Source organism: Apibacter sp. (assembly GCF_025291155.1).
Classification (GTDB): Bacteria; Bacteroidota; Bacteroidia; order Flavobacteriales; family Weeksellaceae; genus Apibacter.
Map to the genome: position 1 here is coordinate 1 of NZ_JAMBJZ010000021.1, position 24,399 is coordinate 24,399.

Here is a 24,399-nt window from a genome sequence, read left to right on the forward strand (position 1 = left end):
ATTATAGAAAAATTATACCAAAATCAAAATTATTTTGGTCTCCACATTTTAACATTCCCTTAGCTCCCATAAAGTCTGAAAAAAGAATTACAACTATACATGATGTGTATCATTTAGCATTTTATAAAGAATTATCCATATTTCAAAAAATATATGCAAAAATCGTGATAAACGAAGCATTATCCAAGTCCGATAAAATTGTGACTGTTTCAAAATTTTCTAAAAATGAAATTCTAGCATATACAAATAATAAATATAAAGATAAAATAGAAGTTATATATAATGGTGTTTCAGAATATCAATTTGATAAAATAACAGCTACCCCAAAAAATGATATTTTTGAAATCGAACAATATCCTTATTTTTTATTTGTTGGAAATATTAAACCTCATAAAAATTTAGAAAATGCCCTTAGAGCATATATTATCTTTATTGAAAATCTCCCAGAAAATATAAAAAAACCTCATTTCAAAATCGTTGGAAAAAGAGAAGGATTTATAAATGGGAATAATATGCAATTAGGAAATTTAATAAATGAAAATCCAATAATAAAAAATTTAGTTGATTTTACAGGATTTGTTTCAGATTTGAAATTGAAAGAATTATATTCCCAAGCTTTAGCATTAGTTTTTCCTTCAAAATATGAAGGGTTTGGATTACCACTTTTAGAAGCCATGAAATATAAATGTCCCGTGTTAGCTTCAAATATACCTCCGATAAAGGAAATTTGTGTTGATAGTGCATTATATTTTGATCCCAATTCAATAGAAGATATATCAAAAAAAATAAATAATATTTATTCAAGTAAACAATTAAGAGATAATCTTATAAATAAAGGTTACTCTAAATACAAAGAATTTTCATGGGAGCATTCGGCTAAAAAACATTTAAATATTTTGATGGATTTACTGTGATTTTTTATAAATTCTAATAATTTTAATCAATGATGTTATAATTGGATAAAAAATAAAATAAATACACTACAAATAAAATAGCTAACCATTATAAAATGATTAGCTATAAAAAGTTATTTATTAAATTACTTAATTTGAATCAATCACTGTAATAATAACAACACGATTCCAATCATTTTTTGGATAAGGTTGCATAGAATCTCCTTTACCGGAAGAAAAAATTCTTTCAGGGGAAATTCCGTATTCATTAATTAGCTTATTTTCAATAGCTTTTGATCTTTTTAAAGATAAAACTTTATTATATTTTTTAGAACCTGTTTTTTTATCTGCAAATCCGATAATTTCAACATTATAACTTTCATTCTCTTTTAAGAACTCAGCTATATTATAAATAATGGCTTCCTGTTTTGAGTTTATAGAACTACTATTAATATCAAATTGGACAGGGTATGGGTTATTTTTTACAATAGTTTGTTTTTTATAAATTGTTTTAGGTGAATATTTTTTAGCTTCATCATAATTTTTTTGTAAATTTTTATTTTCTTGAGTTAAAGAATCTACTTTTTCTGATAATTGGCTCAATAAATCTTGATCTATATTATTTAAAGGAACTTCATCACAATTTACTTTTTCAAATTTTTGTTTACAACCTAATCCAATTATCAATCCTAAGTTAACGGAACCTATTTCATCCCAGTCCTGTTTTTTATAAGATTTTACCCATTTTCTTTTATATTTGGCATCATTAAACTTTGATTGAACAGCTTGAGCAGAAACTTCAAAACTAATAGCTAACTTTTCATTAATCCTAAATGTATTAAGCAAACCAAGTACAATAACTGGTGAATTATTGTCAATGGCATTTCTATCAGTACCTATCCCTGCTCCTGCATATGAAATTAAGTTATAAAATCTATCGTCCTTGTAGCCATAAAATAAATTTGATAAATTGAACAGTGCATCTGCATGAACGGTTAGATAATGTCCTCGAGACCTATGATGTATTTTGCTAGGATCTAATGTATTCAAATCAATAGGATTTCCATCTTTATCATATACAGGTATTCCATCAACATTATAAACATGTTTTTTTCCACCTTGAAATGTTAATCTTGCACCTATTATTGGTGAAAACCATTTTCCAACATTTAATGTGGCACCCCATGTAAGTCTCTCAAAAAAATTAGCTTCTTTATGTTGCTTTCCACCAAAATACATACTTCCACCACCACCAAAATTAAAAAACCAATTATCCCAAAACTTGTTATAAACATATTGAGGATTTAAATTTTCTTCTTGAGCTACTTCTTGTGATCCTAAATATAAGGAAGATAAGAATATAAAAATTATTAAATATACCTTTTTCATAAAACATATGTATTAACTATATAATTATAATATTATATATTCTTTTAAATTAGAAATAATTATAGGAATAAATAATTCAATAATTTATATATTTTAAAAATAAAAATTTTATTATTTATGCAAATATAATTAATAATTAAAACATACTTAAAATAAAACGTATAAATTTAATTTTGTGATTTATTAAAATAAAATGCTTCAAATTGATAAATTATAATCATAAATATTTAATTAGTTAATAAATGTCTCTTGATATACTATAATAGCTATTACTAAATAAAATCAATATAATTTTAATTACAAATGAATTGTAATTAGTTCAAGTAATAAAATAGTAGAAAATTAAAAAAGATTTATAAATAATCTTTAAACTATTATAATTAAAAAATATCTTAAAAAATTACAGGATGTATAAAATGATATTTCTTAAAAGTTAATGTTATAAAAAGATATTTTTTGAAATATTAAAAATAAAAGGCTGTCTTTTTCATAGACAACCTTTTAACTATTTTTTTATATTAATTGAGTTAAATTAAATTTATACTGTGAGAATATAAAATTAATTTAAAAAACTTTGAATAATATTCCAGAGATCATTTCCAAATACTAGAATCATTAAACCGAGAAGAATAAAAATACCAACCATTTGAACTTTTTCCATAGTTTTATCACTCAATTTTCGACCAGTAATCATTTCCGCAATAGTAAATAAAGCATGACCTCCATCTAATCCAGGAATCGGTAATAAATTTAAGAAAGCAAGCCAGATTGAAAACATAGCAGTAAAGCTCCAAAATTGCGTCCAATTCCATTCAGGAGAAAAGGCTTTATAAAGCCTTAATGGTCCACTTACTTGTTTATAGGCTTCTGTCTTTGGGTTAATAATAAGCTTAAATTGCTTTATTTGAATTATTAGCATTTCCCAAGATAAAACGGGGGCTCTTTTAACTGCATCAATAAAATCATATTTTTTAAAAGCGGTTGCATTTTTTAGATTGGAAGCACTAGGAACAAAACCTAATACTGCACTATCCGGTATATAAAGCTTTTCATCTATATTTTGACCGTTACGAAGAATACCTAAAGATATACTATCATTTTTATATTTATTAAGCTCAAATTTCAGCTCATCTAAATATTTAATCGATTGTCCATTAAGACTTGTTATAATATCTCCTTTTTTGAAATATTTAGAAGCTATAGATTTTGGTAAGATTGAATCGACATCTGCTATAATTCTCGGAGAAATAAATCCTCTTCCTTCTTGTTTAAGAACATCTCTTTTCTCTTCAGGAAGAAGATTGAAATTGATAATTTTTCCATCTCTTTTTACGGTTACATGATCCCCAAATAAGAGTGATACAGGTAAATAATTAAAGGTAGGAATCGATTTATTATCAACTTTTAAGATAATATCACCATTTTTAAAACCTAATTTTTTTCCGACATCAGAGAAAGCATAACCATCAGTTAATTTATCTGTATTGATGGTTTGTTCACCGGTAGTCATCAAAATTCCCGTATAAATAACAATGGCCAATATGATATTTACAAAGATACCGGCAAGCATAATAATTAATCTTTGCCAGGCTGGCTTTGAACGAAATTCCCAGGGTTGAGGAGGATTTTTCATCTGTTCAGTATCCATACTTTCATCGATCATACCTGCTATTTTTACATATCCTCCTAAGGGCAGCCAGCCGATACCATATTCCGTATCGCCGATTTTCTTTTTAAATAAAGAAAACCAAGGATCAAAGAATAAATAAAACTTTTCAACTTTGGTTTTAAAGTATTTAGCAGCAAAAAAATGTCCTGCTTCATGAAAAACAACCAGTATAGATAAACACAATAATAACTGGGCTATTTGAATAAATATATGCATGTTCAATATAAAACTTAGTTTGCAAAAATAATAAAATTTATTCTATTGAAATTTTATGAAAAAAATAAAATATTGATTAACTTTAAGGAATATAATAAAAATCCATAATTTATGAAAACAATGATAGTCCCTATAGATTTTTCAGCTTCAACAAAATATATTTTGAAAGAAGCTGTCATCTACGCAAAAGCTACAGGCAGCAAAATATGTCTTTTACACGTAGCTAGTTTAGATTTAGGTTTTATAATCGGGGATATCGGTTTTCAATATCTTACAGAACTTGAAGAAGCAGGAATGAAGGAAGAAACAAGACAACTTGTTGAATATGAAAAATCAATTAAACAAGAAGGGATAGAAGTTGAAATTATAATCAAACAAGGGACTCCTGCAGATATTATACTAAAAGAATCAGAATCAAGAAAAGCAAATTTAATAATTATGGGATCGCATGGTAGAGGAATATTGATGGAAGCTATTTTAGGCAGTGTTTCTAAAAACGTAATTAACAAATCCAAAATACCGATTCTTATTGTTCCACCCAATCAACATCATCATGAAAACTAAAATATTAAAATTTTAAATTTATCTAACCTTAAAAATTATATGCTTCAAACTTTGATATTTAGTCAATATCATTATATTTGCGACATAGTTAAGTTTGTTATATATGGAAGAAATTCAAATTCTGGATAAAACATTTACATCTTTTATCTCTTCTGAAGAAATTGATCACTCCATTCAAAGGATGACCAATACTTTATATGAAGAATACAAGCATACAGTGCCCGTTTTTATAGGAGTGCTTAATGGAGTGATTATGTTTTTCAGCGATTTTTTAAAAAATTATAAAGGAAATTGTGAAATAGGTTTTCTTCAACTTTCATCCTATAAGGGTGGTTTGAAAAGTTCCGGAAATGTCGATTTAATAACAGATATGACTGTGGATATTACAGATAGAGATGTAATAATATTGGAAGATATTATTGATACCGGAAATACCCTAGAATGTCTATATAAATTACTTGAAGTAAAGCCGGTGAAAAGCATTAAAATAGCTACTTTATTTTTTAAACCGGATGTATATAAAAAAGATTTGAATATAGATTTAATAGGTATGAATATACCCAATAAATTTGTAGTTGGATATGGGTTGGATTATAATGGTTTAGGACGAAATTTAAAAGATTTATATCAATTAAAAGGAGAATAAACAAAGTATCAAAAAATGAATATAATTGTTTTATTTGGCCCTCCCGGAAGTGGAAAAGGGACACAAGCAAAAATTTTAGCAAATAAATTTAATTTAGAACACATTTCCACAGGAGATTTATTTAGATATAATATTAAAAATAATACAAAATTAGGAGAAGAAGCCCAATCATATATACATAATGGAAACTTAGTTCCTGATGAACTTACCACTGAAATGTTGATTGATGAACTTCAAAGGAATTCAACCAAAAAGGGATTTATTCTAGATGGTTATCCAAGAACAGAAAGTCAGGCAGAATCTCTTGATGAATTATTAAATAATCTGTTTCAAACAAAAGTGGATGTAACTTTAGCTTTGTATGTAGAAGACGAAGTATTGGTAAAAAGAATTTTGAAAAGAAGTGAAGAAAGCGGACGTACCGATGATGCCGATGAAAGTATAATTCGAAATAGAATTAAAGAATATTATGAAAAAACGGCAGTGGTTTCTAATTATTATAAGGAACAAAATAAACTTGTAGAACTAGATGGAGATGGTAATATAGACGAAATAACGGCTGCCTTGTCTAAAGAAATTGAGAAGTTTGTTTAAGAATAAAAAAACGTACATAGAAATAAAAGGATTATTATGGAAAATGATAATCCTTTTTTTATAAAAAATATAAGATATATGCAGTCTAATTTTGTTGATTATGTAAAAATTTTTTGTAAAAGTGGACATGGAGGTGCGGGTTCAGCACATCTCCATAGAGCTAAATATATACCTAAAGGAGGTCCTGATGGAGGAGATGGAGGTAGGGGTGGACATATTATATTGCGCGGAAATGCACAATTGTGGACTCTATTAGCTCTTAAATATTCAAAACATAATAAGGCAGAAAATGGAAAGCCAGGAGGGAAGCAAGAACTTACCGGTGCGAATGGAGCAGATTTATATATTGATGTTCCAGTAGGTACCATAGCGAAGGATGAAGAAGGAAATATTTTAGGAGAAATAACTAAAGATAAAGAAGAGATTATTTTATTAGAAGGAGGAAAAGGAGGTTTAGGAAATTCACATTTCAAATCTTCAACCAATCAAACTCCCCGATATGCCCAACCAGGTTTGCCGGGTAAAGAATCTAATTTTATATTGGAATTAAAATTATTGGGAGATGTTGGATTAGTTGGTTTCCCTAATGCCGGAAAATCCACTTTATTATCAGCAATAACCTCTGCCAAGCCAAAGATTGCAGACTATGCATTTACTACCCTTATCCCTAATTTAGGAATAGTTAAATATAGAGATTTTCAATCATTTGTTGTAGCAGATATACCTGGAATTATTGAAGGAGCTTCTGAAGGTAAAGGATTAGGACATAGATTTTTAAGACATATTGAAAGAAATTCAGTTTTATTATTTTTGATACCTGCAGATGCTAAAGATTATTATAAAGAGTATCAAATCTTAGTTAAAGAATTACAAGAATATAATCCGGAATTAAATGATAAGGACCGATTAATTGCTATTTCTAAATCGGATTTGATTGATAAAGAATTAGAAGAAGAAATTAGAAAAACATTTCCCAAAAATTTCAAGTTGATTTTTATATCAGCAGTGACTGGAGAAAATCTTATTCATTTGAAAGATGAACTCTGGAAATTGCTTCATCAATAGTAATTGAAATTTTTAAAAATTATAACGATAAGAAAAAAAATGCAACTTTTTAATAATTTAAAAAGTTGCATTTCAAAATTACTTACTAATTATATATTAATAACGATGTTATGTTATTCCATTTTAAATCCTCTTCTATAAATTCTACCGTAAGGATCAACATATCTTACAGAAACAGTTCCTTTATAATTTTTTAATATTTTTTCAATATCTTTTTCACTATTTACAGGTTTATCATTAACTTCCATAAGTATGTATCCTTCACCAATACCTGCAGATTTCAATTTTCCGTTACTATCTATGCTGGATATTACGATACCTGATTCTAAACCGTAATTAACTTTTTGTTCATCACTTAATTCTTGGAATTCTGCTCCAAGTTTTTCAGCAATGCTTAAATCATTCTTGGTTTTAACAGAAATACCGCCTTTAGCATCTTTAATTCTTACATTGAAAGTTTTAGTAACCTTATCTCTCAAAATAGTTACATTTACTTGATCACCCGGTCTTTTTTCTCCAATAATTCCCGAAAGTGTTGGGAAATTTTTTATAGTAGTTCCATCAATCTGCTTAATAATATCTCCTTTTTTCAAACCTGCGTCTTTAGCTCCTCCATCATTTTGAATATCTGTAATTAAAACTCCTTCTTGAGATTTGTAACTGGTTTTGTTTTGAAGATTATATTGCTTCACAGAAGCATCATCACTCAAATCAAGCGCACCTATGCCTAAATACCCTCGTTGTACCAAACCATATTTTCGAATATCTTCAACTACTTTTTTAGCAATATTGGAAGGTACGGCAAAGCTATATCCTTCAAAAGTTCCGGTTCCCGAATGAGAAGCAATAGCGGTATTAATACCTATAAGATCGCCATTAGTATTTACTAAAGCACCTCCACTATTTCCCGGATTGACTGCAGCATCTGTTTGTATAAATGATTCTATCGGACTTTTAGAATTGGAACGTAATAAATCTAGGCTACGACCTTTAGCCGAGATAATACCTGCAGTAACAGTTGAAGTTAACCCAAAAGGATTTCCTACAGCTAAAACCCATTCACCTACACGTACATTATCGGAATTATAAAAATTTAAATAGCTAAGTCCTTTTTCATCTATTTTCAATAAAGCAATATCAGAATTGATATCGGTTCCAACTAAGGTGGCTATATATGTTTTTTGATTGTTAAGAGTAACTTCTATTTTATCAGCTCCATCAATAACATGGTTATTAGTTACTATATATCCATCAGTAGATATAATCACACCAGATCCCAATCCACTTGGTGTATCCTTTGGAGACTGCTGTTGTCTTTGCTGTCCTTGTGAATTAAAAGGATCTCCGAAAAAGAAATCAAAGGGATCTAAGGAACGGCGTTGTTGTTGACTGAATGATGAATAACATTTAACACTAACTACTGCATTAACTGTTTTTTCTGCTGCTATAGTTAAATCAGGAGGATTTAACCCAACAACTCTATTATTAGAAGCTGAAGTAAAATAAGCTTTTTCGTTATTATTAGTAGTATTTTTAAATATTTCAAAATCATTTAATTTTGAATTATTTGATAAAGAAGTAACTGCTCCCGCGGAAATTAAACCACCTACTACTCCTACTAAAATATAAGAACCTATTTTTTTAATTTCAAACTTATTTTTTTTCATAGTACAAAATTAATTTAAATAAATACTGGTTTTTTTATTTCAAAAGTAATACCAAAATTCAGTTATTTTGCTTCTTTAACGGTTTTTAACAAGAAATTAATCTTTTTTTATATGGTTTGAAAATTTTAAATCTTCCATATTATCTGTTTATCCATTTGGATTTCTTTTTCAATTTACTATTATATTGCGAATTAAAGTTCATAAATTTGTAATTAATAATTGTAATACTAATGAAAAATATTTTATCTATCCAATCTCATGTAGTGTATGGACATGCAGGAAATAGCGCAGCGGAATTTCCTATGCAACGTTGTGGTGTTAGGGTATGGTCATTAAATACCGTGCAATTTTCAAATCATACACAATATGGACAATGGACAGGTGAAGTAATGTCAGCAAAACATTTATTGGATATTGTACAAGGAATAGATAATATTCATCAACTAAAAAAATGTGATGCTGTTTTAAATGGGTATATAGGTTCTCCTGAACAAGGAAAATCTATTTTGGAAATAGTTAGGAAGGTTAAAAGTGAAAATCCTAATGCAATATATTTTTGCGATCCTGTTATGGGGCATCCTGAAAAAGGTTGTATTGTTGCTCCGGGTGTATCAGATTTTTTTAAAAATGAGGTTATTGGTGTAAGTGACATAATGGCACCTAATTTATTGGAGTTAGAAATTTTAACCGATAGAACAATTACTTCAGTGAAGGAAGTGATTTCAGCTATTGATGTACTTCATGCTAGAGGAGTTAAAACGGTTTTAGTTAAACATTTAAGTAGGGCTGGGTATCGTTCCGACAAATTTGAAATGTTATTATCCACTCCAGAAGGAAAATGGCATATATCTCGTCCTTTGGTAGATTTCGGCGTTAGACAACCAGTTGGGGTAGGAGATTTAACTTCAGGATTATTATTAACCAATATGTTGCTTGGTAAAGCCTATAAAGATGTATTAGAACATACCACAGCAGCAGTGTACGCAGTTATGTTAGAAACTCATAGACAAGGTGAATATGAATTGCAATTAGTTGCTGCTCAAGATGAAATTGTTAATCCTACTCAAAAATTCGAAGCAGTTAAATTATAATTATAATTGAGAATATCACCCTTTTTTATATTATTTAAGAATTGTGAAAGCCATTTTACTTTTTGATTCATACTATATCTTACACAATTAAATTATATAAATGGAGCTAAACTTAATTAATAAAAACTTTAGAATATAATTAGATTTTTTATACCTAATAAAAGAGCATGACTATATTTACTTAATAAATTTCCACATATAAATAAGTTACTTAAGTCAGTAAGTCGAAAATTATTTATTAGTAGAATCGTGTATATTATTCTGAATGTGCTTTAGAATCATAAAAAATTCATTTAGTTGAGTTTCGGTAAGCCCGTTGGCAACTTCCTTTGCATGTGCTTTTGCTATATTTTTGGCTTTGCTAAGCAGTGTATTGCCTTCTTTAGTAATAAGTATAATCTTTTTCCGTCGATCGGTTTTAGCATTTATTCTGATTACCAAATTTCTTTTTTCTAATATATCAATAGACCTTGTTATGGCAGAATTATCTCTATGAATTTTTATAGAAATGGTTTGCATGGATATTCCATCAGGATATTCCGTTAATAAATCTAGAATAATAAATTGCTCCGGAGTAACATCTAATTGGTTACTAGTAAATTTTTTATTTAATAAATTCCTATGTAGATTTTCCGTATAACTTAATTGATAACCTATAGAATTTTCTTTTTCAGAGTTAGTCATTAGTATTTATTTATAAACTTTGCGAATAAGTTTTAAAAATACAAATGTAAGTAATATTAATAAAATATTTTATTATCTGTACTTAGTATAAAATAAAAAAGAACCTTTATATATTAAAGGTTCTTCACTAAAACATATTGAAGATTGATACTAAATTTTTTCTATAGTAAAACCGGCTTTTTTTACAGCATTTACAATAGCTTCATCAGAAGCACCATCCGAATCAACTGTTAAAATTTTTTCAGGGTTGGAAGTGTCTACATTCCAACTAGATATACCTTCAACCTTAGATAAAAAAGGAGTTACAGCTTTTACGCATCCACCACAATCTATATTAGTTTTAAACTTTAATTCTTTATTTTTCATTTTTTCTTTATGTTTATATTTTTACTCAAATTTAAAAGTATTTAACTTATTCTAATTATATATTTATGGAAACTTTTTACATAAAATATACGGGGTCGATCTATACTATATAATTATTTTTTTTATATAATGCTCATTATGAATTAATTATAATATTTATCCTTAGTTTCAATTATTAATTATATTTAGATATGTTGAATTAAACATTCAAATTAGTTTAAATCAACCCTGTTATTATGGTTTCGCAAAACAATCCATCCGGTAAACTGTCTGCCATCGGCAATATTGATAATATACCAATACGTTGTAGTAGGTAAAGGTCGCCCTAAATAATGTCCATCCCATACAAAGCACGAATTGGAGCTTTGTGTAAATACTACCTTACCATAACGGTCAAATATTTTAATGTGTGAAGGAAGTGAGTCAAAATGCTCTAAACCACATAGTTGCCAAACTTCATTAAAATTATCTCCATTAGGAGTAATTACATTATTAATCTTAAATAAGACTCCTTTCTTTTCAGTTGAAAAACAGCCGTTCGCCATTGATCTTACATAAAATGTATAAATTCCGGGATTTAAATTATAAAAAGTATTATGAGATTGCCAATTCTTATTATCCATAGAATACTCTAAAGGAGCTTCGCCTTCAGCCATAACAGTAATGTAATCATTACCTTCTTCTAAATCAATAATTTTGGTCTTAGGATACTCAGTTACAGAAGTTGTATAAGTATAAGAACACCCATTCTTGCCGGAAATAGTTACAGTATAAATACCGGCCTTAAAGATGGTGATTGTATGTTTATTATAACCTTTTTCTCCCGTATTCCATTCATAAAAATCTTCAGGATTATTTGTATTTGAAACTAATTCGAGACTACCATTAGGACATATTTTTAAATTTTTCCCTAAATTACTTACTGGAACCGGTAAAGCTTTTAAAGTGGCTTGACTTAAAGAAGGGCAATAATCAGGGGAAGAAACGCGAATATACACTTTATCAAGATGAGGCACTATATTTTTATAGTTATAGGGATCTTTTATTGGATTGATTTTATTTTTTGCGTCGGATAAGGTCCTAAAATATTCAAAAGTTGCCTTAGGATCTTTAGTTATTGATGAATTTAGAGTTGTAAGATTAAATAAAGTTAAACCATCAAAATCATCATCGCAACTTTCCATTTCAATGGAATTTGTATTAACTTTAATTTTATCTTTAGTATAGAGCGTTACACTTCTTATAGAACTACATCCGTATTTATTAGTTGCTTTAATAACTATTTTTTGATTAAAATCATTAATAATATATTGATGTATATTCTGAATTCTATTCGCATCTTTTTTTGCATCTTCTATATTATAATAGTAAGAAAAAGTGTATCCCTCAGGATTAAATATTACGGCGTAACGAAGTTGATCGAGATCTAGCTTATAAATACCGTCTAAATCTGTGTCGCAAATTAAATATTTAGAATTGATTAGCTTAGGAAGTGGCTCAAGTATAATTTCTAAATATCTTACCGTATAACAGCCAGTGGCAGGATTATCAAAACGTATCCATACATAATCTTTGGCTAAAGTTACCGAATAATTATCAGGATTTTTTATACGATCGTTTTCATTTTTATCGTTAGCACCTTTTTCTGTTTTATAATAATTTATCAGTAAATTTTGCCTAGGGTTCAGTAAAACTTCTGATACATAGCTGTTTAAATTAATATATTCCTGCATGTCAGACCCTTCATCACATATATGAATATCTTTATTTTGGGCTAAAATTTTCTCTGCACTGTGAAAAGTTAATTCAGCAATTGAAAAGCATTCGGATGAATTTGAAATTCTTACATATAAAGTAGTCGGAAATTTTTGGATTGCGTACTCTTTAGCGTTATTAATTACTAAACTGTTATCATAAGCGTTATTAAAAGAGGTAAAATAGGTAAATTTAAATGTAGAGTTAACATTATCCACTAAAATATCATTATATTGAGTTAAATCGACAATTTCCGTATCATCAGAATTGTTGTCACATATTTTAATCGTTTTATTATGAACTAAAGGAGATGATTGTAATGTAAATCCTAATTTATGAATCACTTGACATTCATTTCCAGACGATATTTTAACATATAATTCCGTTGAATTTTTAATTGCATGTCTTAAAATTTTATTTATATTATTAATTGCATCTTTTTCACTTAAATAATATGAAAAAGAATAATTTTTATGCTCATTAACTAAATGAGGATTTAAATCATTTAAAGTAACATCCTCTACTTGGTCATTATTAAAATCACAAATATTTAAATTTAATTTAACAACTTGAGGAAATGGGTTTAGCTTTATTTTTAAAGGTCTTATTTGATAGCAATGGGTATCAATATTGGTAAAACGTATAAATACTGTAGTTGTATTATATATAGTGAAAGAAGTAGGATCTAAAATTTTTTCATTATTATTCTGCTGTTCTGCGCCCTGAGAAGTAAGATAATATTCAACAGAAATTTTAGTTGTATTTATTCCGCTTTCTGCTACCGAACGAGTTAAGTCAACAGTTTTAGAATGTTTATTCTCTTTATCACAAATTTCAATGGAAGAAAAATTGGGTACAATTATAGAATTAAACAATTCTATCTCAACCGGAATTATACTCGGACAGCTCTTATTATAATTACTTCTTACAAATATATTTTTATTACTAATACTAATCGGATATTCAGTTTTATTGGCTATAGGGTTGATTTCTTTGAAAGCATCTTTTTCTGATTTATAGAATTGTATCGAACTATAATCTGATAAATTTAAAAGGTTAATTAAATCATTTAAATTAAAATTTTCTTTCCCATCATTTTCTGAATCACAGATTGTAAATTTTTGAGTTTCAGATACTTCTAACTCTTTCAATTTCAGATTAATTTTATGATAATATTTACATCCGTCATTAACATTAATTTTCACATAAATGATTTTTTCTCTCTTTACTATTGTTTCCGTGATCGGGTTAGTTTCATTATTATAATCTTCTAAAGTTTCATAAAAAGCTATAGAAGATGGAGGGTATCCGGCCATAAAGATAGGACGTAGTGTATTTAGATTAAAATGGCTTTCGCCCGAATTATTTAAATCACAAACATTATAAGATGGTATTTTTTCAATTTTAGCTCTAATCTCAAGTTTTATTTCACGAATGTACTCGCACTGAGTAGTATTATCAAAAAAACGTACATATACTATCGAATAAGGCATTACAACGGTAAAATTACCCAAATCATTAATTTTTTGGGAAAAGTCTTTATTTACAGCGCCTTCCCATGAATTATATATTCCATCAAGAATAATATCTTGATCTCTTTTCATATCGTTATAATAATCTAAAAGATTAACTTTAATTTCATGTAATTTACCATCGCATACATATTTATGCATATTTTTTACTGCTGAATTTTTAAAAGAAAAAGATATTGTATTTATGGATGAACAATACCCCGGGCTAGATATACTAACATATATGACCTCTCCATTGGTAACAGTGTAGGATTCTGGGTTTAGTATAGGATTAATGTTTTGTAAAGCATCGGTTTCATAATTATAATACGTAAAACTTAAATTTTGATAATTGGTTAGAGTACTTTCATAAGATCTTAAGTTATATATTTCTCTTCCATTTAAATTTTCATCACAGAGAATAATTTTTTGAGGTTGAGAAATAATAGTTTTTTGAAACTTAAAAGTAACGGGTATTATGGAAAAACATTCATCATATTCTTTATTACTTGCTTTGGCATATATAGTCACTGTGGAGGAGAGTGAAAGCGTACTAATAGGGTTTACACCTTCAAGAGCATTATTATAAGAATCAAAATAATCAAGATTCATCCAATTTTCGTAGCCGTTTATGTAATCTTCATAATTTTTTAAATAAATTATTTCTGAATCATTATTTTCCTCGTTTCCACATATAATTATTGGTTCTGTTTCCTTGAGGTTCGGTTTTCTTTTTAAATGTAAGGTTATAACGGAAGTTGAATAACAATCTTTATTCCTAGAAGCGCGTAAATAAAATGATTTTGAATTTTCTGTTATAAGATAGGTATTAAGATCGGCAATAGGATTTTCTCCTGTATTAGCCTCTTCTATATTGAGATGTAAAGAAGTGGTCACATCATGATTAGCTTCGGAAGCCTCAAGCATTAATTCTTTTAAATTGATAACAGCATTAGGAGTATTACCTTCAAAACATTTATATACAGTTAAATCTTTTACTTTGGGATAATCCGGAGAAAATATGATTTGAAATTCATTACTAAGAGTAACAGGGGTACAACCAGCATAAGATACATTTACATAATAAGTTGTCGATGATTTCGGACTAACTTCCGAAGAAGGGATTAGATTTTGATTGGAATCTTTCCATTCCACACTAGGTATTGCCGTAGTACCTTCGGGAGAAAATCGCCACGCTTCATTATATGCTTCCCAAATTCCTGTATTTCTAGATTGTGGGGCTATTCCTTGCGAACCATCGGAATTCGTGATCCCTATTAGAGTCCTTTTTTCATTGCCTATTTCACAAGTTAAAGGTTTATTTTTTATATAGATTTCAATTATGTTGGTTGTTTCATATAGTACAATTTGTAGTGTAGATTTGGAACTTTCACAACCGAAATGATTCATATTATAATAATTTATAATAGTTTTTCGAAATGGCATCGTTCCTGTTGTATACATAGATATTTTACCACAATCATTTGTACATCCGAAAACATCACTATCATTGGTCATATCATGATAGGCACCGAAAATGGTGTTGTGCATTAAGTCCTGATTGGGAATGGCACCTGCTATGACATATGGACATTCGGTACCAGTATATTGAGTATCAAAGCAGAGTACACCGTTATCTCCTAAAATTATAGAGCTGTAAGTATTTCCATAAAAACAAAATTTAAAAGGGAGATTTTGTACATTGCTCCATTTATCGTCACTTTCAATCATGACTTCTTCCCCTTCGGAAAAATTTCCCACCGGATTGAAAGGAATAGCTGTAACAGAATATTTGGTTGTATTTTTAATTTCAGGATATTCGGCTTTTAATGAAATTTTATGGTTTTCATTAAAATTATAGTCGCAGTCAATTGTTATAGGACTCTTATTATCATTATGATCTTTTATTATCAATGTAGATGGGGGTATAATTTGACCTTGAATTGAGATAAACATTCCGAAGAATATTAAAAAGAGATAATGAATCGGAGCCCTTGTGCTCATTTTATTTATAATTTTTTAATGTTAATGTTAGTTTAACAAAGTTAACATATTTTAACTTTTAATTTTTATAAATTTTTAAATATTTTTAAAAATAAATGAATATTTAAAAATAAAAAATGTATATTATTAAGAATAATGTATTTTTTATTGTGTTTTTTTAAATTATATGTATTTTAGTGATCTGGTTAAGATATAAAAAATTAATATTATTTTAAATAGGGAAAATATAAATAGCTCTGTTTAATATTTTTTATTAACTCATTCATACTAAAAATTATATTAAAATATCACAAGTACCATGTTTCGATAGAACTTTTTTATTTGTTTTTAAAGATTCTTTACACTCAAATCCTTACCTTTGTTTTAGGTTTTTAACAAAAAAAATAATATAAAATACTTTATTATGCCAGGATATGAGCTTTGGGGTGAAGAAGAAAAAAAACACCTGAACGATATTATTGAAAGTGGTATTCTTATGCGTTATAATTTTGAATCTGTTAGGAATAATCATTGGAAAGCAAAGGAATTTGAGCAGGCCATTCAAAAAAGAATGCATGTAAAGCATGTACAGTTAACCAGCAGTGGAACTACGGCCTTAATGACTGCACTAAATACGGTGGGAGTAGGAGCAGGAGATGAGGTAATATTACCTACCTTTACCTTTGTGGCTAGCTTTGAGGCAGTATTAAGCGTAGGAGCTATTCCTATACTTGTAGATATTGATGAAACTTTGACCATGGATCCGAAGGCAGTTGAAAAAGCCATATCGCCTAGAACCAAAGTAATTATGCCGGTGCATATGTGTGGAGCTATGGCAGATCTTTCAGCTCTTAAAGAATTAGCAAAAAAACATAATTTATTAATAATTGAAGATGCGTGTCAATCTTTTGGCGCTACTTATAAAGGCAAATATCTTGGAACCATCGGTGATTTAGGATGTTTTTCATTTGATTTTGTTAAAACGGTAACCTGCGGAGAAGGAGGAGCTGTTTTAACTAATAATGAAGACTATTATGTGCATGCTGATCAATATACAGATCATGGACATGACCATATCGGAGATAACAGAGGAGCAGAAAATCATCCTTATTTAGGGTTAAATTATAGAATTTCCGAATTGCATGCAGCCGTAGGTCTTGCTCAGTTTGAAAAGCTGGATAAAATACTTTCCACTCAAAGAAAGAATAAAAAAGCATTGAAAGATGCCTTACAGGGAATTGAGGGATTAGAATTTAGAAAATTACCCGATGAAGCCGGCGATAATGCTTCATTCTTGAGCATATTTTTGCCTAATAAAGAATCAGCTCGAGAATTGACTCGAGAATTGAGCAGCAAGGGGATAGGTAATGCATATTGGTTCGATAACAATTGGCATTATGTGAGAAAATGGGATCATTTGAAATTGCTAAAAACTTTAGCCCCGCTTTATAAAGAGCACAAAGAATTATTGCCAAACTATGCCAATGCGGATTATTCACAATCAGATGCAATAATGGGAAAAACAATAACTATTCCTATCTCTTTATTATGGACAGATGAAGATTTGGCTAAAAAAGCGGAAATTATAGCTACTTCAGTTAAAAAAGTATTAGCAAAATAAAATATATAAATATTGTTTAATAAAAGCTGCTATCAATAACTTTTGTAGCAGCTTTTATCATATATTATTAAAGCTTTATTATTTTTCAGCTACCTATTATATATCTGTATATGCTAAGATTAGAAAAATACACAAAATAAATTTTATAATTTAAATATCAATTAAGGTATTTAAATTAAAAAAGTTTGTTAGCAATTAACATACAAACAGGTTAAGAATATATAATGCTTCATTTTTTATATAGAAGAAATAATTTAATAGTTATTAAATTGAGAATTCTTTTGCCAATGTCTTACTTCTATAAATACCTAAAATAATAAATATGATGCCGAAGAATGATGTTTTAAAAAATGAAAAAGAATAATTTTTCCACATAAGTTTAATCCAGTATGTAAAAGTATATTCACCAGAAAATAAAAATCCAGAGTTATAATGATTGTCAACAAAACAATAAAGTATAAAGTCAATAAAAAACATTAGCAGTGAAAATATACAAGTAAATATAATTACGTATCCGATTTTTCCTAATGATTTATATATTTTTTCTTCAATATTTAAAAAATTCTTTTTATTACTCATATTTTATTTATCTAATTTATGGTGTTTATCAATTTGAATATTTTCTTTTGTCCATTTGATTTCATTATCAAAAAGATATTTACGATAAGGACAACTATCTTTTTTACAAATTTTGCACGAAATAACTTCACGACAATCATCAACGTGAACAAACATTTCAAAACTATTGCCAAAATTATCAACAATAATTTTATTTAGCTTATCTAGCTCTTTATGCGCTTCCCTGAGGTTAAAATACCAAGGAAGCGTTAGGTGGCAATCCAAATGTAAGCTGCTCCCGTATTTGATAAATCTTACATTATGAATATCAATCCAATTTGGATTTCTATTTTTATTTAATATATCAACCAGCTGAGTAATTAATTCTTCATCAGCTTCATCCATTATGCCGGCTAAAGATTTGCGAATAATTTTTACTCCGGTAAAAATAATGATCAAAGAAAAAATTAGGGCGATGATACTATCCAACCAATAAATTTTAAAAACATACATGACAAAAAGGCCTATTACAAGCCCTATGGTAGAATATGTATCAGTTTTAAGATGTTCTCCTCCTGAAATTAAAGCTAAGGATTTGTTTTTTTTTCCTTTTTTAACCGCTCCTACTCCTAAAACATAATTTACTAGTCCTGCGATAACAATTAAGACTATCCCATAATCCAGTTTTCGTATAACTTGAACATGGAAAATATCGCTCACGGACTTATAAATAATCAAAATACCGGCTACAGTAATCAAGCTACCTTCGATACCTGCCGAAATAAATTCAATTTTGCCATGTCCATACGGATGGTCCCTATCTTTTGGTTTGGAAGAAATATAAAGACTATATAATGAAAATAATCCGGCAGCAACATTGCTAATGCTTTCCAAGGTATCGGTCAATATAGCTACTGATTGGGTTAACTGCCAGGCAACAATTTTCATAATGAATAATGCCGATCCAACAATAACCACAATTTTTTGAAAAAAATAATTTTCTTTTGCAGGGGTATTCATGTATTCGTATATAACATTTAGGGGCAAATGCCTGGCGCTGCAAAGGTACATCTTTTGTTTAATTGTAGTGGCAATTATTTTTTTTAATTTTAAAAGATACCTTTTATTTGAAGTAAAAAGGTGTCAATAATGAAAAAAATATTCTATAAAATCAAAAATGTTTAGTTATTTAGTATAAAGATATTCATTTTGAATGAATCGATTTTTATTAAAATTTCTATCTTTGCAGGCTCGAAAGGATTCAAATGAATTTAAAAGAACATTTTAAAGCCAATACAAAGTTAGCTCTTCCGGTTGTCATCACACAGCTGGGACAGGTATCTGTAAATTTTATTGATATTATAATTATAGCTAATTTGGGAGAACGAGCAGTAGCTTCCTCTTCCTTAGCAACCAGTTTGTTTTTCATATTTTTAGTGTTTCTATTAGGTTTTTCTTATTCTATGTCGCCACTTATATCCTCAGCAGTTGCAAATGGAAATAAGAGCAGAGTTTTAAAAATTTTTACACATGGTGCGGTTATGAACGTTGCCTTGGCTTTAGGAGTAATTTTATTATTGGAGTTTTGCTCTCCTTTACTGTATCATGCCAAGCAAGATGTATCGGTAATACCCGATGCCATAACTTTTCTCAATATCAGTGCTTGGAGCTTATTGCCTTTAATGATTTTCCAATCTTATAGACAATTTTCCGAGGGTATTTCTATGACCGTTTTAGTAACTATAGCCACTATCATATCTAATATTGTTAATGTAATTTTAAATTTTGGATTAATTTACGGATATTGGGGGCTTCCGGAAATGGGATTGAAAGGGTCGGCTACGGCTACTCTAATTGCTCGCATTTTAATGATGTGTATCATTATAGTGGTCCTATATTGTAATAAAAAATCTTTATATTACCTAAAAGATGTCAAGTGGAAAAATTTTCAATCTGTATATTTTCGTAAATTAATATCAATAGGTTTACCTTCATCTTTACAGTCCTTGTTTGAAATAAGCTCATTTGCCTTAGCTGCATTTATAGCCGGTATGCATGGATATTTAGATACGTCTGCGCATTCGGTAACCTCTAATTTAGCATCTATTACCTTTCAAGTTTGTACTGGATTCGGAGTTGCTGCAACGGTACGGGTAGCAGGATATTATGGTGTGAAAAATATGTCGGACCTTAAAAAGGCCGGAATGGCTAATATATATTTGGTCTTTGCATTTATGACTATATGTGGGCTACTTTTTATAATTTTTAAAGATCAACTACCGTTAATATTCTTTGATAAGAGTAAAACGGAAGTTATTGCCATAACTTCTAAATTATTGATATTAACGGCCTTATTTCAAATATTTGACGGAATACAAGTAGTTAGCTTGGGATGCTTACGAGCCATGAGAGATGTAAAAATTCCTACTTTTATATGCTTTATTGCATATATTGTCTTAGCTATCCCTATTGGATACTATTTATGCATTAATCAAAAGCTGGGAGCTGTAGGAACTTGGATAGGTTTGTGTATTGGATTGGGATTTGCTGCCATTATGCTTCTTTGGCGTTTTCAAATTCTTACCAAAGGAAAAAAATAATTTATACATTGATTCATATTTATTTAGAAAACAACTCACGGGTACTTTCAATACATAGGGAAGAGTCTTTGCCTGCCTTAGAATCACAGGTTTTGGAAATATTTTCTAAATTAAATTCTTGGGAAAATTCACTTTTAGGAATTCAGGTAGCTGATTCTTTGGAAATAAAGATTCAATCATATAATAAACATATTTGGAAAGTTGAGAATATTGATTGCAAAGAAGATAAAAGCTCTGTAAACTATTATTCAACTCAAAGGGTGATACGATTAATTAAGGATATTTTTTTAGATACTAATTTTATATAAAAAATAATAAGCATATCTATAGAAATTACTTTTGTAATGTTAATTTCTAGTATTTAATTGAATAAAAGTGTTTTAGCAAAATTAATTTCTTCTTTATAATAAGTGAAATATTTTTGAACTAATAAGTTTTAATAATTTATTAAATGATTTTTGAAACTAAAGAAAAAAATAAAATTTTTATTTATTTTAGTGAAAATAAATATTTTATTAAATTATTTTTTTGACAATTTTTCAATTAATTCATCCCTGTCTTTTATCATTTTCTTATAGAGTTCTTCTTTTTCACAATATAATTCAACGATTTTATCAATAGGATTAAAATTGCAATTGATAGGATTACTGAAAAAACCACTTTGTTGACTATTATCGTAAAAAGTATTTATATAATTATTAGTAGTTTCATCAGTCATATTCTTTATGGCTTCTATAGGGATTTTCAATGCTAGAGAAACTTTTTCTAAAATTTTATCATCTAACGCTTCTTTTTGCTCATAATCTGATACAGTAGCCTGACTAACACCTAAATCAAAAGCAAGAGATTCCTGCTTAATACCAAGCATTTCTCTTAATCTTTTTATATTTCTTCCCTGATGTACTTTCTTAGGGGCTGCATCTATACTCATAACAAAAGTGTTTTAGCAAAAGTAACAAAAAATCTGATAAAACAAATCTATATTTTACAGGCTCAAATATATAATATAAAGGTCTCATCAATACCATATAACCTTATATTCTCTTTGCTTGAAAATATATTGCTATTTAGAATAATTTTCGACCTAATTTAGAATTATAAATAATTTATGACCGTTTAGATTTACCAAACAGAATAAATATAAAGAAGTAATAAATAGATTTTAGTGTTAAAATCAATTGGTAATAAATTACTTTTTGTTTTTAAATAAATGAATCTTTATTTTTTCTTAATTTTCTTTGTTTATAGGCTTTTTGTACTTTTTTTTATTTATATTCTTAAATATAATTTGTTTTACCTCCCCCTATAATTTACTTCAACTTTTTATTTAATAAATAATTAATATAAATTATCACGATAAAATAAAATTTGACTTTTTATTTATTTTAGAGATTTTTTTTTTTTCAACAATAGGTAGATATTTAAAATCATAGGGTATAGATACTACTACTCGTGGATTTGAATTTTGGGCATTAGACCATTCTTCATAAAAATTTAAAAATTCATCTAAAAATTCCGGTTTTTTTGTTAAACTTTCTTTAAAAGGTTTAGAACTAATATATTCAATAAAATTTTCTATCGAATCAAATATAGCACAGATTCTTCTAATAGAAATTATAGCATTGTAATTATCATATTTTTCAATATTAACATACAATACTAAAAAATCATCTAAAAATTTAGGTAGAAGTTCTTTAAACATACTTTTTATTTTTGGAGGAAAAAAATTCTTATCATTCTCTTTTATTCGATATTTCCAAAAATAATTCCAAAAATAAGGGGGAACACTTACCATACCTTTAGAATATTTTTCAAAATAATCTATAAGGTATGATTCAATTTCTGATTTTGTTAATATATTTTCATCATCGTAATTTTGTATATGTTGTAAAATTTCCAATTCATAATCATAGGGAGAAGAAGCATTATTAAAAATTGATTGAATAAATTCACTTAACTTAGATTTATTATTATTATAGTATTTGGGCACTATTTTATTTTGATAATTATTGATACAACCTAATAAATAATCATTATCTAATCCAACAATTCTAGAAATACTGGATTCATCATTTTGTATATTTGCAATGTAAAATAATATATTAACGTATTTTTCATATTCTCCTTTATTTTCAAAAGAAAGAACATTTGTGTAATATATATAATATTGAGCGCTTCTAATTTTACCTTCTCTATTCCAATTGTCAATATTTTTTTTTAGTTCATCTATTGGGAGTTTCAAAGCATTTTTATACTCATTATATGATAAATCATTCTTACCTAATTCATCTTTAAAATATTTATAATAATTTTGATCATCTGTTATTGATAAAGGTATATTTTTATAATAATCATTAAACAGATTATTTAGTAATGTTTTTATTTTTATTAATTTATTCTTATCATATTTTAACTCATTGATTATAAAATCTTCAATTTTTGAATTAGTAAAAACATCTCTTGAGAAGCCATTGCTTAGTTCTTTTTTGGTCAAGGTTAGTTTAGTTATTTTTTTACTACGACCTTCAATATAAGTTTTTTTATCTTCATACAGTAAATTATATACCTCATAAAAAGAAAATTTTAATAATTTAATATTATAATAATCTCTAAATAGTACCTCTTCTTGTATTATTTTATAGATTGGAATAAATTCATTTAAAAATCTTTTAGCATCCCTTATATTTTGAATAGAAAAAGTAATTTCTTCAATAGAATAATTATATACGAAATTTCTATCTTCAAAAAAAGAATTAATTTCATCTTTCTTTTTTGATTCTGAAAAGAATTTTAATAATGCTGTTTTTAAATAATCATTAATTTGTTCTTTAGTTAAGGGTAAAAGGAAATATTCTTTTAAAAATATTTTTTCACAATATTTTGTTGAATTTGGTATTCCTTTTTCTTTTAAAGAAGATACAAGGTATTCTTTATCATACCCAACTACATAAATAAAAGAATCAAAAGAAGCTGTATTTCTGATTAATTTTAATACTTCAAAAATCTCATTAGGGCTTAGTCTATCTAGATCATCTAAAAAAACAACAACTTTTTTATTTAATTTATTAAGTTGCTCATTTGTATTTTTAAATTCACTACTAAGACTATTTTCTGATAAAAAATCCATACCATAAAATATGTTCATCAAGAATTGATTTTTAGTATTTTTCAAGACAGAGTTTCCATATTTTCTTATTTCTTTAGCTAAATTAAGGCTTTGCCCTTTTAGTGCTGCTTCAACTGTATCAAAGAAATCCTGAATAATAGATTTTGTTGAGATATTTAACCACGCTGAAAATTCAATAATTATATATTCCTTATTATTTTTTATCTTTTCTTTTATTAAATTCATATAGGAAGTTTTACCATCTCCCCATTTTCCAACAATACCAAATGCTATAGAACTTGATAAATTTGTATTCTGAATATCTTTTACAGTATTATTTACTTTATTTATTCTACCTAAAATATCCTCATCTGCCTTTTTAATTGCTTCATCTAAGTATAAGTCTGAAATTTGTTCTTTT

The 24,399-nt window shown here is 27.7% G+C and carries 18 protein-coding genes; 9 read left to right on the forward strand and 9 right to left on the reverse strand.

Features of this window, described 5'->3' with window-relative positions:
* Positions 1 to 914, forward strand: a 914-nt coding sequence (locus M3Z80_RS03730) for a glycosyltransferase family 4 protein (protein WP_293917700.1), incomplete at its 5' end; no start/stop codon positions are given.
* Between the two features lie 129 nt (positions 915 to 1,043).
* On the opposite strand, the gene M3Z80_RS03735 is transcribed toward M3Z80_RS03730, so the two are convergent.
* Positions 1,044 to 2,282: an OmpA family protein gene (locus M3Z80_RS03735; RefSeq protein ID WP_293917701.1), complete on the reverse strand. Its 1,239-nt coding sequence runs from the start codon at positions 2,280 to 2,282 to the stop codon at positions 1,044 to 1,046.
* Positions 2,283 to 2,841: 559 nt separating this feature from the next.
* The gene (gene rseP, locus M3Z80_RS03740; protein WP_293917703.1) at positions 2,842 to 4,167 is read right to left on the reverse strand and encodes an RIP metalloprotease RseP; all 1,326 of its coding nucleotides are present in this window, start codon (positions 4,165 to 4,167) and stop codon (positions 2,842 to 2,844) included.
* A gap of 111 nt (positions 4,168 to 4,278) precedes the next feature.
* On the opposite strand from rseP, the gene M3Z80_RS03745 reads away from it, so the two are divergent.
* From M3Z80_RS03745 to obgE, 4 genes are all read left to right on the forward strand, one after another.
* Positions 4,279 to 4,731 (forward strand): universal stress protein, encoded by a 453-nt coding sequence (locus M3Z80_RS03745; RefSeq protein ID WP_293917705.1) that lies wholly within the window; start codon positions 4,279 to 4,281, stop codon positions 4,729 to 4,731.
* Positions 4,732 to 4,834: 103 nt separating this feature from the next.
* A complete protein-coding gene (hpt, locus tag M3Z80_RS03750; protein ID WP_293917707.1) occupies positions 4,835 to 5,377 on the forward strand; it encodes a hypoxanthine phosphoribosyltransferase in 543 nt (180 codons plus the stop codon).
* Between the two features lie 15 nt (positions 5,378 to 5,392).
* Entirely contained in the window at positions 5,393 to 5,971 is a 579-nt protein-coding gene (locus M3Z80_RS03755) for an adenylate kinase (protein WP_293917709.1), read from the forward strand.
* Positions 5,972 to 6,049: 78 nt separating this feature from the next.
* On the forward strand, positions 6,050 to 7,036 hold the full coding sequence (gene obgE, locus M3Z80_RS03760) for a GTPase ObgE (RefSeq protein WP_293917711.1): 987 nt from the start codon (positions 6,050 to 6,052) through the stop codon (positions 7,034 to 7,036).
* 113 nt (positions 7,037 to 7,149) lie between these two features.
* Here obgE and M3Z80_RS03765 read toward each other — a convergent pair whose 3' ends face one another.
* Positions 7,150 to 8,703 (reverse strand): Do family serine endopeptidase, encoded by a 1,554-nt coding sequence (locus tag M3Z80_RS03765; protein ID WP_293917712.1) that lies wholly within the window; start codon positions 8,701 to 8,703, stop codon positions 7,150 to 7,152.
* A 230-nt stretch (positions 8,704 to 8,933) separates the two neighbouring features.
* Here M3Z80_RS03765 and pdxY point away from each other — a divergent pair, with 230 nt between their 5' ends.
* Positions 8,934 to 9,794 carry a pyridoxal kinase PdxY gene (gene pdxY, locus M3Z80_RS03770; RefSeq protein ID WP_293917714.1) on the forward strand — a complete coding sequence of 287 codons (861 nt, stop codon included), beginning with the start codon at positions 8,934 to 8,936 and terminating at the stop codon, positions 9,792 to 9,794.
* 231 nt (positions 9,795 to 10,025) lie between these two features.
* On the opposite strand, the gene M3Z80_RS03775 is transcribed toward pdxY, so the two are convergent.
* From M3Z80_RS03775 to M3Z80_RS03785, 3 genes are all read right to left on the reverse strand, one after another.
* Complete coding sequence (locus tag M3Z80_RS03775; RefSeq protein ID WP_293917716.1) at positions 10,026 to 10,478, reverse strand: MarR family winged helix-turn-helix transcriptional regulator; 453 nt, start codon at positions 10,476 to 10,478, stop codon at positions 10,026 to 10,028.
* A gap of 150 nt (positions 10,479 to 10,628) precedes the next feature.
* The gene (locus tag M3Z80_RS03780) at positions 10,629 to 10,844 is read right to left on the reverse strand and encodes a heavy-metal-associated domain-containing protein (RefSeq protein WP_293917718.1); all 216 of its coding nucleotides are present in this window, start codon (positions 10,842 to 10,844) and stop codon (positions 10,629 to 10,631) included.
* 212 nt (positions 10,845 to 11,056) lie between these two features.
* Positions 11,057 to 16,114 (reverse strand): T9SS type B sorting domain-containing protein, encoded by a 5,058-nt coding sequence (locus M3Z80_RS03785; RefSeq protein ID WP_293917719.1) that lies wholly within the window; start codon positions 16,112 to 16,114, stop codon positions 11,057 to 11,059.
* A gap of 403 nt (positions 16,115 to 16,517) precedes the next feature.
* On the opposite strand from M3Z80_RS03785, the gene M3Z80_RS03790 reads away from it, so the two are divergent.
* Positions 16,518 to 17,714 carry a DegT/DnrJ/EryC1/StrS family aminotransferase gene (locus tag M3Z80_RS03790; protein WP_293917721.1) on the forward strand — a complete coding sequence of 399 codons (1,197 nt, stop codon included), beginning with the start codon at positions 16,518 to 16,520 and terminating at the stop codon, positions 17,712 to 17,714.
* Between the two features lie 582 nt (positions 17,715 to 18,296).
* Here M3Z80_RS03790 and M3Z80_RS03795 read toward each other — a convergent pair.
* Positions 18,297 to 19,292 (reverse strand): cation diffusion facilitator family transporter, encoded by a 996-nt coding sequence (locus tag M3Z80_RS03795; protein WP_293917723.1) that lies wholly within the window; start codon positions 19,290 to 19,292, stop codon positions 18,297 to 18,299.
* 245 nt (positions 19,293 to 19,537) lie between these two features.
* Between M3Z80_RS03795 and M3Z80_RS03800 the strand changes: the two genes are divergently transcribed.
* Together M3Z80_RS03800 and M3Z80_RS03805 are read left to right on the forward strand one after the other, a co-directional pair.
* Positions 19,538 to 20,872 (forward strand): MATE family efflux transporter, encoded by a 1,335-nt coding sequence (locus M3Z80_RS03800; protein WP_293917725.1) that lies wholly within the window; start codon positions 19,538 to 19,540, stop codon positions 20,870 to 20,872.
* An 8-nt stretch (positions 20,873 to 20,880) separates the two neighbouring features.
* Positions 20,881 to 21,180 carry a hypothetical protein gene (locus M3Z80_RS03805; protein WP_293917727.1) on the forward strand — a complete coding sequence of 100 codons (300 nt, stop codon included), beginning with the start codon at positions 20,881 to 20,883 and terminating at the stop codon, positions 21,178 to 21,180.
* Positions 21,181 to 21,392: 212 nt separating this feature from the next.
* Here the strand turns inward: M3Z80_RS03805 and M3Z80_RS03810 are convergent, their stop codons facing one another.
* Together M3Z80_RS03810 and M3Z80_RS03815 are read right to left on the reverse strand one after the other, a co-directional pair.
* Positions 21,393 to 21,803 (reverse strand): helix-turn-helix domain-containing protein, encoded by a 411-nt coding sequence (locus M3Z80_RS03810; protein WP_293917729.1) that lies wholly within the window; start codon positions 21,801 to 21,803, stop codon positions 21,393 to 21,395.
* Positions 21,804 to 22,223: 420 nt separating this feature from the next.
* The coding region (locus M3Z80_RS03815; RefSeq protein WP_293917731.1) for a KAP family P-loop NTPase fold protein at positions 22,224 to 24,399 on the reverse strand (2,176 nt) is incomplete at its 5' end.